14 protein-coding genes are annotated in these 13,710 nt (G+C 62.8%); 7 read left to right on the forward strand and 7 right to left on the reverse strand.

Going from position 1 to position 13,710, the window contains the following annotated elements:
- Positions 1-4: 4 nt before the first annotated feature.
- The 4 genes from ACRQHG_RS00390 to ACRQHG_RS00405 are packed head-to-tail and all read right to left on the reverse strand — an operon-like array spanning position 5 to position 4,513.
- Positions 5-1,093, reverse strand: coding sequence for a hypothetical protein (locus ACRQHG_RS00390; RefSeq protein ID WP_435713105.1), 1,089 nt, complete (start codon positions 1,091-1,093; stop codon positions 5-7).
- Positions 1,090-1,980, reverse strand: coding sequence for an exodeoxyribonuclease VII small subunit (locus tag ACRQHG_RS00395; protein ID WP_435713104.1), 891 nt, complete (start codon positions 1,978-1,980; stop codon positions 1,090-1,092). Before ACRQHG_RS00395 ends, ACRQHG_RS00390 begins: the two co-directional genes overlap by 4 nt.
- Positions 1,970-3,223 (reverse strand): exodeoxyribonuclease VII large subunit, encoded by a 1,254-nt coding sequence (xseA, locus tag ACRQHG_RS00400; protein ID WP_435713103.1) that lies wholly within the window; start codon positions 3,221-3,223, stop codon positions 1,970-1,972. The genes ACRQHG_RS00395 and xseA overlap by 11 nt, the downstream gene beginning before the upstream one ends.
- Before the next feature lie 33 nt (positions 3,224-3,256).
- On the reverse strand, positions 3,257-4,513 hold the full coding sequence (locus ACRQHG_RS00405) for a DNA recombination protein RmuC (RefSeq protein ID WP_435719306.1): 1,257 nt from the start codon (positions 4,511-4,513) through the stop codon (positions 3,257-3,259).
- A gap of 194 nt (positions 4,514-4,707) precedes the next feature.
- Between ACRQHG_RS00405 and ACRQHG_RS00410 the strand changes: the two genes are divergently transcribed.
- The 6 genes from ACRQHG_RS00410 to ACRQHG_RS00435 all read left to right on the forward strand — a co-directional run bounded on the left by ACRQHG_RS00410 (position 4,708) and on the right by ACRQHG_RS00435 (position 9,146).
- Positions 4,708-5,517, forward strand: coding sequence for an SDR family oxidoreductase (locus ACRQHG_RS00410; RefSeq protein ID WP_435713101.1), 810 nt, complete (start codon positions 4,708-4,710; stop codon positions 5,515-5,517).
- Between the two features lie 69 nt (positions 5,518-5,586).
- Positions 5,587-6,666 (forward strand): redox-regulated ATPase YchF, encoded by a 1,080-nt coding sequence (gene ychF / locus ACRQHG_RS00415; protein ID WP_435713100.1) that lies wholly within the window; start codon positions 5,587-5,589, stop codon positions 6,664-6,666.
- A 13-nt stretch (positions 6,667-6,679) separates the two neighbouring features.
- Entirely contained in the window at positions 6,680-7,222 is a 543-nt protein-coding gene (locus ACRQHG_RS00420; protein WP_435713099.1) for a GNAT family N-acetyltransferase, read from the forward strand.
- Between the two features lie 52 nt (positions 7,223-7,274).
- Positions 7,275-7,979 (forward strand): GNAT family N-acetyltransferase, encoded by a 705-nt coding sequence (locus ACRQHG_RS00425; protein ID WP_435713098.1) that lies wholly within the window; start codon positions 7,275-7,277, stop codon positions 7,977-7,979.
- A gap of 51 nt (positions 7,980-8,030) precedes the next feature.
- A complete protein-coding gene (locus ACRQHG_RS00430) occupies positions 8,031-8,582 on the forward strand; it encodes an NADPH-dependent FMN reductase (protein ID WP_435713097.1) in 552 nt (183 codons plus the stop codon).
- Between the two features lie 30 nt (positions 8,583-8,612).
- Entirely contained in the window at positions 8,613-9,146 is a 534-nt protein-coding gene (locus tag ACRQHG_RS00435) for a methylated-DNA--[protein]-cysteine S-methyltransferase (protein WP_435713096.1), read from the forward strand.
- 44 nt (positions 9,147-9,190) lie between these two features.
- Here ACRQHG_RS00435 and ACRQHG_RS00440 read toward each other — a convergent pair whose 3' ends face one another.
- Positions 9,191-9,802, reverse strand: coding sequence for an HAD-IA family hydrolase (locus ACRQHG_RS00440; protein ID WP_435713095.1), 612 nt, complete (start codon positions 9,800-9,802; stop codon positions 9,191-9,193).
- Positions 9,803-10,092: 290 nt separating this feature from the next.
- Between ACRQHG_RS00440 and ACRQHG_RS00445 the strand changes: the two genes are divergently transcribed.
- Positions 10,093-11,382 carry an amidohydrolase gene (locus ACRQHG_RS00445; RefSeq protein ID WP_435719307.1) on the forward strand — a complete coding sequence of 430 codons (1,290 nt, stop codon included), beginning with the start codon at positions 10,093-10,095 and terminating at the stop codon, positions 11,380-11,382.
- Here the strand turns inward: ACRQHG_RS00445 and ACRQHG_RS00450 are convergent.
- Positions 11,334-12,203, reverse strand: a complete 870-nt coding sequence (locus tag ACRQHG_RS00450; protein ID WP_435713093.1) for a DNA-methyltransferase — start codon at positions 12,201-12,203, stop codon at positions 11,334-11,336. The two genes, ACRQHG_RS00445 and ACRQHG_RS00450, sit on opposite strands and share 49 nt — an antisense overlap.
- Before the next feature lie 227 nt (positions 12,204-12,430).
- Positions 12,431-13,684, reverse strand: coding sequence for an alpha/beta fold hydrolase (locus tag ACRQHG_RS00455; RefSeq protein ID WP_435713092.1), 1,254 nt, complete (start codon positions 13,682-13,684; stop codon positions 12,431-12,433).
- Between the last annotated feature and the right edge of the window lie 26 nt (positions 13,685-13,710).

The following is a 13,710-nucleotide window of genomic DNA, read 5'->3' on the forward strand; positions in this document are numbered from 1 at the left end:
TGCGCTAAATCAGCCCTTCGCGGCTTTGGTATTCGAAGAATCCTTCGCTCAGTTCGTTGCGGGTCAGTGGCTCCCAGCCGGCATGCGCGGTCATGAGGCTGCGCGCGGTGGTGGCGAAAGCACCCACGGTATACAGGTGTGACATGGACATGGTGGCAAGGCCGGGGCTGGCTTCCCTCCCGAGCAAGCTCACCCGGTCAAGAGTGTCGATGGTGGTGGCGATAAAAGCGCTGCGAGCCCCGGCCACATCCACGAAGGGGCGCGGGAGGGACGCCACGTGGAGGCGGTCACCCGAAGCGGTGATCATGAGCGCGGCACCGTCCTCAAGCAAAATGGCGACGAGCCGCGGCCCGAAACTAAACCAGTGTTCAGCCACCGCGGCGAATTCGTTTTCGGGACCGCTAATACCGTAAAGCAGCCGGATATCTTTTGAGGTTGCGACGACGACGTCACTTAGCTGCAAGAAACTTTCGGTTTGAATACGTACTCGATCCAGGTTGCGGGCGCGGGGGTGGCGCAGCGCCGGCGAGTAAATAATTGTGGAGGTGGAGCGGCATACCCGCAGCCATTCGCGCACGGTGTGGGCCGCGGGCATGGCATGGCAGGCATCCCCACCGAAAATAGTGGCGGAGGGGCTGAAAAGATCAAAATCGAGTTTGCGAGCGCCGCGTTCCGGAGCCGGCAAAATATCCCAGCTTTCTTCCGGGTCTGCGTGTGCGTCCCCGTAATGAGCTTCGGTGAAAGCTGCCGGGGGCGGGGTGGGCAAGCCGGAGGTGAGAGCCGCGCTAACCGAGTTTGAAGCCGCGCTAACCGAGTTTGAAGCCGCGCTGGCCGGGGCTGAAGTGCCGTTGATCGAGGCTGAAGCCGCGCTGGCCGGGCTTGCGGCGGGGCGTAAGAGGAGCTCAACACCGTGGGCCGCGGCGTAATCGCGCACGACTTGCGGATCGGACGCCTCGGAAATATTGGTGACCATCCGAACTTCGCGAGCCAGGTGGGCTAGATTGACAGCCACCTTAAACATGGTGCCGGCGCGAAATGGGGTCTCCGCTTCACGCTGGTTGGCGATGGCATCGCCAATTACGAGAATCGTCATGCGAAATCCTCGGGGTGGCGAGTGAGCGGGGTGGTATCCAGGCCTGTTCCGTCCGCGAATTCTTCCGGATCGAAATCATCGTCATCCTCGCCGGCCGCGGGTTCCGCAGCGGAGGGCGGTGCGGCGGCGGAGGCACCAGCGGGCGCACCGGCGGGACTACCCGCGGGAGCGGAGGCTCCGCGCGGGGTGGCGGGTGCGGGTGCCGCTTCAGCCACGGCTTCCGGAGCTGGCTGAATAGCCGGTACATCTTCAGCGCGTACTTCGCGCACCGCTTCCCGCAGGGCCGCCACTCGGTCCTCCTTGGAAGCCTGCGGCGGGATCGCGGGGGCGGGCGCCTGATAGCCACCCGTATGCGCCGCGGCCGGCGCGGCCTGGTTCACCGGCGCGGCCTGATTCACCGGCGCGGCCTGGTTTGCGGTCTGGGTCTGCGCTACCTGATTAGCGGGCGCAGCCGCCGGGGCGGGAGAGGCAGGGGCTGCTGCCGGTTGCGGGGCTGCCATCGAGGCCGCCGCGAGGCTTTCGCCGCGTTCGGCGGCATCGATCCGGGCCGCCGCGCCATCAAGCCAGCTTTGGCAGTGGCGGGCCAGGGATTCGCCAACTTCCCACAGCCGCAGGGATTCTTCGAGAGGAATGGAGCCTTGTTCTAAGCGGGAGACAATATCAACTAGCCGGGCCCGGGCATCTTCGTAGCTGAGGGTGGCCACGCGCGCCTCAATATCTTCGCGCGGGTGAGGTGCAGAGGCGTCGGATGCCTGAGGTCCGGACACCTGATGCCCGGGTGAGCCGGGTGCCTGGGGCGTGGATGCGCCCGCTGCGTGGGGTTGGGATGAGCCCGGCGCTGGCGCCGGGGGTGTGAATCCCTCAGGAGTGGTTCCCTTAGCTGCCATGCGCGCTCCCTTTCACTTCGAGGTGGAGGCTTCCCGCGGCCAAAATGGCACGCAGGTGTTCTCCGATTCGGACATCGTTTTCTTGTGAGACTACTCTGTCATCCCCGCTTAGGATAACCGAATACCCGCGCTGCAGTGTTGCTTGGGGGGAGAGGGCCCGCAGCTGGGAAAGCAGCGAGGAAATATCTTGGGAATTGGAAGCCATATCGCGCCGAATATGGGCGCGCAGCCAGGAGCGCAGCGACTGAATATCCTGTTCGCGTACCTCCACCATGGTGCGGGGGCGGGCCAGCACCGGCCGGGCGCGTAATGCTTCGAGTTCCTTGGTGGCGCGTTCCACCCGGTGGCGCATGCCCTGGCGTAAACGCCGCACCGCCGCCTGCACGCCTTCACGTTCCGCTTCCCGATCCGGGACGATGCGTTTGGCGGCATCTGTGGGGGTGGAGGCCCGTAGATCGGCCACATAATCGCTGATGGGATTATCTCCCTCATGCCCGATAGCGGAGACTACCGGAGTGCGGGTGGCTGCAATAGCACGCACCAGGTGTTCATCGGAGAAGGGAAGGAGATCTTCCACGGAGCCACCCCCGCGGGCCAGCACAATAACGTCCACTCTGGGATGGGCATCGAGTTCACGCAGAGCTGGAATCATCTGGGCCACGGCATCCCGACCCTGAACCGCTACTTCGCGTACCTCGAAACGAACCCCGGGCCAGCGCAGCGAGGCATTAATAATGACATCCTCTTTGGCTTTGGTATTGCGCCCCACAATAAGACCAACCGCGCGCGGTAAGAAGGGGAGCGGCTTTTTCCGTTCGGGTGCGAACAGACCTTCGGCAGCGAGCTTGGCTTTCAAGGCTTCCAAACGGGCCAGAATATCACCCACGCCAACAGGGCGGATTTCCTGTGCCCACAGGGAGAGCGAGCCATTACCGGTATAAAAATCCGGGACCGCCCACACCACCACCCGGCTTCCGGAGGTGACGGTTGCGGGAAGTAGATGGCTGAGTATTTTCACCGTCATGGAGACGTTTTCTTCCAGATCCCGCAAGGTGAGGAACTGAACTTTAGCTCCGGGGCGGCGCTGGAGGGTAATGACTTCACCTTCCACCCAGAGGCGTGACATTTTCGCCACGTATTCCCGGATTTTTACCGAGAGGAGGCGCAGTGGCCACGGGTGATCCGGTGTTGTCTGCGCAGCCCGTTGCGGCAGGTTGGCGGGTACCGGAGTTGTTGAAGCCATATCAGTTATCGTGCCATGTTTTGCCCCGCACTGCTACGGGACAATCCGCGTTTCATGATCTTCTTCGCCGTCCAATGCTTCCCGCAAGGCGGCATCGTGGAAACGTTTGACCTGACCTTCTTCCGCGGCAATGGCCGGCGGGGTAGAAAAATCAGCATCCAGGCTTTCCAGGCGCCGCGCGGTGACCAGCACGCGCGTATCGAAAGAGGAGAGCGCCGAGTTGTAGTTCTTCACCGCTGAGGTGAGGGAATTCCCAAGCCTTTCCAGGTGGCCAGCCACCACCCGCAGCCGATCCGTCATTTCCCGACCCAGGGCAATAATATGCCCGGCTTCTTCGCTCACTTTACTGGAGGCCCACAGCGTTGCCACGGTGCGCAGCAGCGCCAGCAGCGAGGCGGGAGAAGCGGGAACCACCCCGAGATTCAGGGCATCCTCGAGGAGCGGAGGATCTTCCCGCAGCGCTTCCGCGAGGAGGGATTCCCCTGGGAGGAACATAATGGTGATCCGGGGTGAACCCGGGAAAAGCGCGGGGTAATCCCGTTTCGCTAGCGCGTTCACGTGAGCACGCACCGCCTTGGCGTGCTGTTTGAGCAGATCCTGGCGCCGCGCGATTTCCTCCGCCGTGGTGGCCGGAGCGGCCTGCGCCTGGAGCATCGCGGTGAGGGGAACCTTGGCATCGAGGGGGAGATGAGCACCGCCGGGCAGGTGGATAACCATATCCGGGCGCGCTCCCGCCGCGGGCCCACCGCCGGCGGGCGCGGAAACCTGTTCCGAAAAATCAACGTGGGGGAGCATCCCGGCGGCTTCCACCACCCGGCGCAATTCCACTTCACCCCACATACCGCGCGCCGAGGTAGAACTGAGCGCCCCGCGCAGCGCCTGGGTGGCTCGCGCCAGATCTTCCTGGGTGCGCGCCGCCGCGCTCAGCTGGGTGCGGATTTCGGTGCGCTGCTCACCCTGAAGAACCTGCACATCCCGAACCCGCTGCTCCATCACCTCAAGCTGCTGGGTAATAGGAGCCAGGGAACGCAAAATATCGTTATCGGTTTTAGCCCGGGCGATGAGCCCGTTATTTTCCTCCTCTAAACGATCCGAACGAGCCTGGGCGGCCGCCAGCTGCGCCCGCACCGCTCCGGCATCACGCTGCGCCTCCTCCAGTTGCTGGCGCACCAGTGCCAGCTCCCGCGCCGAAACTGCCCCGCCCGAACGCACCCGCGCGCTCAAGAACCCCAGGGCGAAACACGCGCATCCCACCACGATAAGAGCACCTAGAACAATCGAAATATCCATAGCGGTATTCAAACATCCACCTACGACAGAAAAATGGGAGGGAAGTGGGCTGGCGGCGTCGTCGCCCCTTGTTCCCCGCAAAAAACTTTGATAGCTTTCAAAAAGCGGGGTATAACGCAACTCACACTAGGGTTAGGACGTACGGCTCCGCGGGCGGTGCCGCGAGGAAGCGGCGCCGGGAAGAAAGGAACACCATGTCTACTATTGTCGTGACCGGAATGGGCTCGGGTATTGGCGCTGCTTGCGGGCAGATTCTGGAAGAACGCGGGCATACGCCCGTCGGTGTTGATTTGCGCGGGGCGGAATTTGAAGCGGATCTGTCCACCCCGGAGGGGATTGCGGATGCGGTCGCTCGGGTGGTGGAAAAGTACCCGCAGATTGACGGGGTGATCGCGAATGCGGGCACCCAGAGCAATTCGCCTCTCGATCTCAAGGTGAATTACTTCGGTGCGCGCGATACCGTGCGCGCTTTCCTTCCCTACCTGGAAAAGGTGGAAAATGGGCGCGCGGTTATTACCGCTTCCTGCGCCAGTTTGCAGCCCAGCGACCCGAAGCTCGTGCAGCTGCTCCTCGATGATCAGCGTGAAGAAGCCCTCGCCTACGGTAAGGAGCTGGCCGATCAGGGCCCGATGCAGGGTTACGCCAATTACGCCTCCTCCAAGCGCGCTATTGCCACGTGGGTGCGTCGCGCGGCAGTGAGTGAGGAATTTGCCGGGCGCGGCGTGGGGCTCAACGCGGTGGGGCCGGGCGTGGTCGCCACCCCGATGACGAAGGAACTTCTCTCCACCGAAGAAGGGCGCAAACAGGCTTTCGGCGCGCTGCCCGCCCCGTACCACGGCGCCTCGGAAGCTCGCGATATTGCCGACGCCCTCGTTTTCCTCGTGACCGGTCTCTCGCGGACCATCACCGGGCAGATTCTCTATATCGACGGTGGCGCGGATGCGATTTTGCGCGGCGAAGATATTTGGCACGCCCCGAAGTCTATGGACGCGCCCGCGCGGTAGCGTCGCGCCCGGATTGCGAGTCCGGGGAATAGCAGCCCGCCCTCCTTTCTCTTAGCTAGAATGGAGGGCGTGGCTTTAACAATTGGTATTGCAGGACTTCCCAACGTCGGAAAATCGACCCTTTTTAATGCGCTCACGCGCGCAACGGTGCTCGCGGCGAACTACCCATTCGCGACGATTGAGCCGAATGTGGGCGTGGTGCCGCTCCCGGATGCACGGCTGACCAAACTCGCCGAAATTTTCGGATCGCAGAAAATTCTGCCGGCGACGGTCGATTTTGTGGACATCGCCGGGATCGTGCGCGGGGCGTCCAAGGGGGAGGGCCTGGGCAACCAATTCCTCGCCAATATTCGCGAAGCGGATGCGATTTGCCTGGTCACCCGCGCTTTCGCGGATCCGGACGTGGTCCACGTGGAAGGCCGCGTAGACCCGAAGGATGATATTGAAACGGTCACCACCGAACTCATCCTCGCCGATATGCAAACCCTGGAAAAGGCGATCCCGCGCCTGACCAAGGAAGTGACGGGGAAGAAAACCCCGAAGGAAACGCTCGATGCCGCGCAGCGGGCCTACGCGCTCCTCGAGGCTGGGGAAGTGCTCTCCAACCACGCCGCCGAATTCGACGCCGACACCCTGCGCTCCTTCCAACTCATGACCTCAAAGCCCTTCATCTACGTTTTTAATACCGACGACGACGGCCTCGCTGACACTGCCATGCAGAAGGAACTACGTGACTTTGTGGCACCTGCCCAAGCCATTTTCCTCGATGCCAAATTCGAGGCGGAACTGGTGGAACTCAGCGAAGAGGAAGCCCGGGAAATGCTGGAGGCCACCGGTCAGGAAGAATCCGGCCTGGACCAGCTGGCCCGGGTGGGCTTCGATACCCTCGGCCTGCAAACCTACCTCACGGCCGGCCCCAAAGAAGCCCGCGCCTGGACTATCCACAAGGGCGATACCGCCCCGCAGGCCGCCGGCGTGATCCACACCGACTTCCAGCGCGGTTTTATTAAAGCCGAGGTGGTCTCCTTCGATGACCTGGTGGAATACGGCTCGGTGGCCGCCGCCCGTGAACACGGAAAACTGCGCCAAGAAGGCAAGGACTACGTGATGCAGGACGGCGACGTGGTTGAATTCCGCTTTAATGTGTAGGGAGCGCGAGGGAATGGCTGTGAACGTTGATATTGCGCTGCGCCCGGTGCGTGAGGGCGACGCCGCAGCTATCGCGGCGGCCTTCGCTTCCCACCCGGATATGATCCGGCAGGGCAATATTACGGATCTGGCCGGTGCCCGCCGCTATATCGCGCGTATCTTGGAGGCCCCGGACTCGCACTTGGCCTGGGTGATTGCGCGGGATGATACTGACGAGCTCATCGGTATGGTTCGCATCGGTGCGGATTGGGATGAGAAAAACGGGTGGTTTTCCTACTGGCTGCACCACGACTACTGGGGGCGTGGGATGATGTCGCGGGCCGCGGCGGCAGTGGCGGATTGGGCCCTGCGTGAGCGCGGCTTGGAACGTCTGGAACTCGGGCACCGGGTGAACAACCCCGCCTCTGGCGGGGTGGCCCGCGCAGCCGGATTCGTTAAGGAAGGCACCGAACGTGGGAAATTCTTGATCAACGGGCAGCGTATTGACGTTGATCTGTACGGGAGGCTGGCAAGTGATCCGTTCCCGCACTACCGCCCCGTCCCGTTTCGCGGATAACCAGCTCAGCACCTCTTCCCTCAAAAGTGTTTTTCGTTACACTTAAGGAGTTATGAATACCACGACACCTGAAGAATTTTCGGTGACAACTTCGCGGCTGCGGCTGAGGCTGCACCGGCCCGATGATGCGCCGTGGCTGCATAGCATTTACAGCCGCGAAGATGTCACCAGATACCTCATGACCGATGCCTGGAATCCTGAGCGGGCGGTTAACGAAGCTGCCCAGCGCGCCCAGGCGCGGGATTTGCGCGGCCCGCAGGCCGCGCTCGCCGTCGTTATCGAACTTGATGCGCAACCCATCGGGGACGTGCGCCTGTGGATGACCGATCCGCAGCACGGCGTCGCGGAAATTGCCACCGTGCTCCACCCGGATTTTCGCGGGCACGGCTACGCTTCGGAGGCCATGCGAGCCATGATTCGCTACGCCTGCCTGGAGTGCGGGGTGCATCGCGTTGCCGCGCAAATGGATGCGCGGGATCGGGTCTGTGAGCTCATGCTCCAGCACGCGGGAATGCGTAAAGAAGCGCATATGCGCCAGGATTTCTGGCTCAAAGGGGAGTGGACGGACACTATCGTCTACGCGGTGCTCGCCAGTGATCTGGACGAGAGTGCCGGTGGGATGGCCGAAAACGGCAGCGCTGCGGAGGGCAGTACGGATCTTTGTGCTGAAGCCGATGCTGATGTTGGAGCCGATGCTGAGGCGGGCGATGTTCGCACCGAGCTAAACGGGAGCGCCACATATCCGATTGAAAGGTAAATGAGTGATTGGTAATCTGGGTGTCGCTCACCTAAACGAAAGGATACTTGTATGAAGATCGCCATTATTTCCGGATCAATTCGCGAGGGCCAGGTCACCGAGGGCGTGGCCGGTTACGTCGCTCAGCTCGCATCCCAGCGGGCGGGGGAGGCCGCTTACGAGCTCGTCAATATCAAGGATTTTGATATTCCGCTGCTCACCAGCCCGGTGGTTCCGGCCGCGGCGAACGGCCAGTACGATCATCCGGCCATCCAGCGCTGGGCCGATAAAATCAGCGAATTCGACGCTTTTATTTTCGTGACCCCGGAATACAACCACGGGGTCCCCGGGGCGTTCAAGAACGCAGTAGATGCGCTGGGTGTGGAGTGGATGAATAAGCCGGTTGCTTTCGTGGGGCACGGCTCCATCGGGGGCGTGCGCGCTATCGAGCAATGGCGCCAGATCACGGCTAATTTCAATATGCCCGCCATCCGCTCCGAAGTGAATTTCATGATGTTTGAGGATTGGGCGGACGGCGCATTCACCCCGCTGGAACGCCGCGCGGGTGAAGTGGAAGCCGTGTTGAGCGGCCTCGAAAAGCTCACCGCTCAGCTCGCGAAGTAAAAAGCAAGAGGAGCGATCAGAGGGCCGACGATGACACGTGCCTGCGCCGCAGCGGTATGGCGGACGTGCGATTCCCCACTGGGGCAGTTCGCCGTTGCGGCGCAGGCGCATGCGCTCATCGCGGTAGTGCTTCCCGGGCTCCCGCGCCCGCCGGCAGTAACTGAACTGGGGGAGGGCGAACAGCGGCACCGAGCAGAGGTGCTTGCCGCGCGGGTCTGCGCCCAGCTCACCGAATATTTCGCGGGGGAGCGCACCCAATTTACCCTCCCCACCGATCTGGTTCTCACCCGCGGGCCTTTTGCGGCCCGGGTGCAGCGAGCCCTGGCAGAGATCCCCTACGGGCAGACCCGCTCCTATAGCGAGCTAGCCGCGATGGTCGGCAACCCGCGGGCCGTGCGGGCGATGGGCTCGGCATGCGCGCGTAACCCGATACCTATCGTGCTGCCGTGCCACCGGGTACTTGCTGCGCACGGCGCGCTGGGCGGATATGCGGGCGGGCTGGATATGAAAAAAGCGCTGCTGCGGCTGGAAAGTTCCCACACGGGCGCGCACCTGCGCCGCTAGCTCATCGGTCGAAATGCTCGCTCATCGCTCGAGATGCTAGCTCATCAGCCAAGGAGCGGGAGAACCTCGGAAAGATCAGTGATGCGATAATCGGCGTCGGCTTCCAGCTCAATTCCGGGAGTTTCCAAGAGTGCACCGGCCACGCCAACTTTATGCGCCGTCGTCATATCGATAGGCCGATCTCCGATGGCGAGGGTGCGGGCCGGATCCAAGCGATGCTTGTTGAGCATATGGGTGAACATCGCCGGGTCGGGCTTGCGCGGGAAACCGTCCTCGGGGCAGACCATATCCGCAACCCGGAGATTCAAACCGTCCAGGAGCGTGCGGGCACTCGCGCGATCCCGGTGCGTGACCACCACATTGAGCCCCGGAACCGCGGCCAGCACCTCATGCACATGCGCCATCGCGGGCGGTGGCGTGATTTTCCACGAGTCTTTCAGTTCCTGCTCGCGCTTGCGAAACTTCGCTTCCGGAATCCCGAAACGGCGTGATAGCTCGGTGATGGCCAGGTTGGTGGAACGCCGGGTCAGGCGGGCAACCTCCAGGAGGGAAACTTCCTGGCCGGATTCAAGAACCACCGCCTGCAAGGTGGCATCCACATGCGGGTAGGTATCCACCATGGTCCCGCCCATATCCCAAATAATACTGTGGAACATATTCCTCCTCGCCGGGGCGCTGCCGCCGCGGGTATCGGCGTGCTTTGGCCGCACTTACCAGAGCGCTTCGCCCGCGCACTCCCTCCAGCCTAGCTAGTCACCGCCCCGGCCTGCCACGGACGTTCGGCGCGGCGCCCGGTTAGCCCGCCGAAAAACCGCCGGACAACCGCCGGGGTTCCGCGCACCTACCTGGGCGCCCGAGCGTCCGCACCGAGCGCGGCGCTAAAATAAACCAGGTGAGCGGCCCTGTGCGCCCCGCGCTACCGGGCCGTCCCCGCAGTTAGCATCGGATGAGAGGGAACGCCGTGCAGTATCTTCCCGAGGAATTTCACCTCACCGCCTCGGACCGGGCCACTATGATCGCGGATTTCCAGTATTTCCACGCCAATCCCGAGCTGTCTTTCCAGGAAGTGGGGACTTCGCGCGCGCTCCGCGAACGCCTGGAAGCCATCGAGCTTTCCGGTGAGGTAACCCGCCAGATCATCCCCGTGACCGATACCGGTTTTGCGTGCGTGCTGCGCAACGGCCCCGGCCCGGTGGTGGGCTACCGCGCGGATATGGACGGCCTGCCCGTTGCCGAACGCACCGGCCTCGCCTACGCTTCACGGGCCACCGGAATTGACGCCTCCGGGAAAAATGTGCCGGTCATGCACGCCTGCGGGCACGATTCCCATATGACGATTGCGCTCGCCCTCGCTCGGGCTTTCGCGGCGCACCCGCAACTGTGGCGCGGCACTATTGTTTTTGTTTTCCAGCCTTCGGAAGAAAACGGTCTGGGGGCACGCGCCATGGTGGAGGCCGGCCTGTGGGAGAAAGCCCCGCGCCCGCAGATTATGTACGGCGGCCACGTGGTGCCGCGCCCGGCCGGCTGGGTCAATCTCTATCCGGGTGGGGTGCTGCCCGGCTCGGACGGTTTTGAGATTATTGTGCACGGGGTGGGCGGGCACGGCTCGCAGCCGCACCGCGCCGTCGACCCTATTGTTATCGGTGCGGCCATCGTCACCCGGCTGCAAACAATCCGTTCCCGCATGACGGATCCGGACCGCAACGCAGTGGTGAGCGTCGGCGTGTTCCAGGCCGGCAGCCAGGACAATATCATTCCGGACACCGCGCGCTTGTGCATTAATACCCGGTTCCGGGACGAGGAAACGCGCGCGATTATCAACACCGGTATCGAGCGGATTGTGCGGGCCGAGGCGCTCGCGGCCGGCGCCCCCGAACCGCTGATCCGCCAGATCCGCCAGGTGGATGCCACCGTGAACGACGACGCAGCTGTTGCGGCCTTGCGCGACGTGATCGGCGCGGAATTTGGGGAGGAACATCTGGCCAGCGAAACTTTCGGTTTCAGTGAGGATTTCGCGGTGCTCGGCCAGGCCGCTGGCGCGCAATCGGTATTCTGGCTCTTCGGTGGTTTTTCACCCGAGCAGCTCAACCCAGCCAGCGGAGAGCCGGCCTCGAATCATTCCCCGGATTTCTATGCCGACCCGGAGCTTTCCCTGGAGCCGGCCTACCGGGTGGGGGCCTGCGCCCTCTATTCCCAGCTCACCGCCGCGCCATCCCATTCCCCGAAACGCACCTGATCGGGGAAGCGCGTGCGCATGACCGCGATGGCTTCCGGATTGGCGTCAATGAGCAGGAAATGGCGCTCTAATTCGCGTGCCGCGGCCCCGGTGGTACCCGAGCCGGCAAAGAAATCAAGGACGCGATCCCCGGGGCGCGAGGACGCGGTGATAATCCGGCGCAGTATCCCGAGCGGTTTTTGGGTGGGATAGCCGGTTTTTTCTTTCCCGGTGGGGGAGACGATGGTATGCCACCACACGTCTGTGGGAAGTTTGCCGCGCGCTGCCTTTTCTTTGGTGACCAAACCGGGAGCCATATACGGTTCGCGGTCCACATCTTCCGAATTGAAGTAGTAGCTGGCCGGGTTCTTCACGTACACCAAAATGGTGTCATGTTTGGCGGGCCAGCGTTTCTTCGTGCGGGCGCCGTAATCGTAGGCCCAAATAATTTCGTTGAGGAAACATTCCCGCCCGAAAAGCGCATCGAGGAGCACCTTCGCGTAATGCGCTTCCCGGTAGTCGAGATGCAGGTAGAGGGTTCCGGAATCGGTGAGGAGCCGCCAGGCTTCTTCCAGGCGCGGCTCCAGGAAACCCCAATATTCGGCGAAGCTATCGTCGTAGCCGAGCACCCGCTCCACGATAGTTTCGTAGCGTTGGCCTTTGAAACCAATACGATCCCCGGTGGTGGAACGCCGGGTGACCACCGTGGAGCGGCGCTGGGGCCGGCCGGTATTAAAAGGAGGATCGAGGTAAATAAGCTGGAATGATTCGGCCGGCAGGGCCCGGAGTACCGGTAGGTTATCCCCGAACACCACAGCGTCCGCACCCGCATCATTCCACATATATATCCTCACTTTCGTACCGCCGGCCCTCCCGCGCGCGGGTCGGCCACTATTCCTGGAGTGCACGCCCCGTACCCAGTTGTCCGGAAATTCCGAACAACTGGGGGAGCCGCGCCGGGCACCCGTCTAGCAGAGGCCGGTGCACCCGACTAACGCAGCCCAACGCATCCGCCTAGTGCAGCACAGCGCGCCGGCTAACCCAGCTGTGGCGCGCCCGCCACGCATGATTAGCGCAGCCGCGTGCCATCCGCCAATTCGAAGAGCGTGCGCAGCACCGCCCCGTTACTGGAACGCAAACCGCTGTGCTCGTGGGTGGAGGTCACGTACCGGTGAATCCCAGGAAGCAACGCCCCCGTTTCAAGGGAGAACTCCAGCGGCACATAGGCATCATTCACGTAAACCGCGGCCGCACCGCGCGCCTCCGATTCCCGCAGAGCTTCCGGGAAGTAGAGCTGGGGCCACTCCCAGGTGGCCAGTTTTTCAACTACATCTTTCCACGGTTGGAAAGCCGGGACGGTATCCGCCCATTCCGCCCATACGTGCTCGCCGTAGAGGAGCGAGGTATCGGTGCGGAAATCTTCCGGTTGGGTGCGCTCCGCACTCCAGTTGGTGACCACACCATCCGCGTAGGAAGATTCGTGCAGCACGTAGTAGAGCGGGTTACGCCCATCAAAAGGCATGGCCGCGGCCAGGTCATAACGGAAAGCTGTGGATGCCGGATCCTTTTCCAGCAGGTAGTACAGTTCCCGCCACCCGTTATCCGAACCGAGGAGGTGCCCGAGGGAACGTAGCCGCGAGGGCGAAACGATTTCTCCGGTGGGTAATTCGATGGAACCGCTACCCGCCAGCTCCACCAGCTCCCGCACCCGGTCGCGGTGCGCGGGGAAACGCCGGTAGTACTCTTCACTGTGCTCACGCATCTTTTCCCACGTGAGGGAATAGACATCATCAGCGCTGTGGCGCACCGCGGTAAGCCCGCCGGTGAGGAAGGCTTGGTCGATATGTTCGGGCGCTACCGAAAGGTAATGCACGGTGGTGAAACCACCGAAGGACTGCCCGAGGAGGTTGATTTTCTCCACCCCGAGTTCTTGGCGCAGCGCCTCGCAATCGCGCACGATGCCATCGGCACGCATATGGCTGAGATATTCGGCCACCTCAGCGGTGCTTCCGGTGCTGAGGATATCCTCCCCGACGGGCGTGGAACGCCCGGTGCCGCGTTCATCGACGAACACAACCCGGTAGCGTTCCAGCGCCACGTTCAGCCAGGAAGGCTCTAGCGGGGAGAGGCTGGGCCGCCAGGCTTCATAACCCGGCCCGCCCTGCAGATAGAAAAGATAGGGGAGGGATTCCCCGCCCGGGCGGGTGGCGATACGGGCGAACACCTCAATGGTGCGGGTATCTTCCCGATCCGCGGTGAGCGGGACGGTGAGGGTAAGTTCATCGAGGCGAAGCTGCTCGAGGTAGTGCGTTGTTGTCGTCATACTAGGAACGCTACCAGGCGCTTCGA

The sequence above is a fragment of the Actinotignum vesiculae genome, from assembly GCF_051267215.1.
Taxonomy (GTDB): domain Bacteria; phylum Actinomycetota; class Actinomycetes; order Actinomycetales; family Actinomycetaceae; genus Actinotignum; species Actinotignum schaalii.

Excerpts from the sequence above, each read along its gene's own strand:
- ACRQHG_RS00390 (WP_435713105.1), bottom strand. The coding sequence starts at position 1,093 with ATGACGATTCTCGTAATTGGCGATGCCATCGCCAACCAGCGTGAAGCG.
- ACRQHG_RS00395 (WP_435713104.1), bottom strand. The coding sequence starts at position 1,980 with ATGGCAGCTAAGGGAACCACTCCTGAGGGATTCACACCCCCGGCGCCA.
- xseA (WP_435713103.1), bottom strand. The coding sequence starts at position 3,223 with ATGGCTTCAACAACTCCGGTACCCGCCAACCTGCCGCAACGGGCTGCG.
- ACRQHG_RS00405 (WP_435719306.1), bottom strand. The coding sequence starts at position 4,513 with ATGGATATTTCGATTGTTCTAGGTGCTCTTATCGTGGTGGGATGCGCG.
- ACRQHG_RS00410 (WP_435713101.1), top strand. The coding sequence starts at position 4,708 with ATGTCTACTATTGTCGTGACCGGAATGGGCTCGGGTATTGGCGCTGCT.
- ACRQHG_RS00420 (WP_435713099.1), top strand. The coding sequence starts at position 6,680 with ATGGCTGTGAACGTTGATATTGCGCTGCGCCCGGTGCGTGAGGGCGAC.
- ACRQHG_RS00425 (WP_435713098.1), top strand. The coding sequence starts at position 7,275 with ATGAATACCACGACACCTGAAGAATTTTCGGTGACAACTTCGCGGCTG.
- ACRQHG_RS00430 (WP_435713097.1), top strand. The coding sequence starts at position 8,031 with ATGAAGATCGCCATTATTTCCGGATCAATTCGCGAGGGCCAGGTCACC.
- ACRQHG_RS00435 (WP_435713096.1), top strand. The coding sequence starts at position 8,613 with ATGACACGTGCCTGCGCCGCAGCGGTATGGCGGACGTGCGATTCCCCA.
- ACRQHG_RS00440 (WP_435713095.1), bottom strand. The coding sequence starts at position 9,802 with ATGTTCCACAGTATTATTTGGGATATGGGCGGGACCATGGTGGATACC.
- ACRQHG_RS00445 (WP_435719307.1), top strand. The coding sequence starts at position 10,093 with ATGAGAGGGAACGCCGTGCAGTATCTTCCCGAGGAATTTCACCTCACC.
- ACRQHG_RS00450 (WP_435713093.1), bottom strand. The coding sequence starts at position 12,203 with ATGTGGAATGATGCGGGTGCGGACGCTGTGGTGTTCGGGGATAACCTA.
- ACRQHG_RS00455 (WP_435713092.1), bottom strand. The coding sequence starts at position 13,684 with ATGACGACAACAACGCACTACCTCGAGCAGCTTCGCCTCGATGAACTT.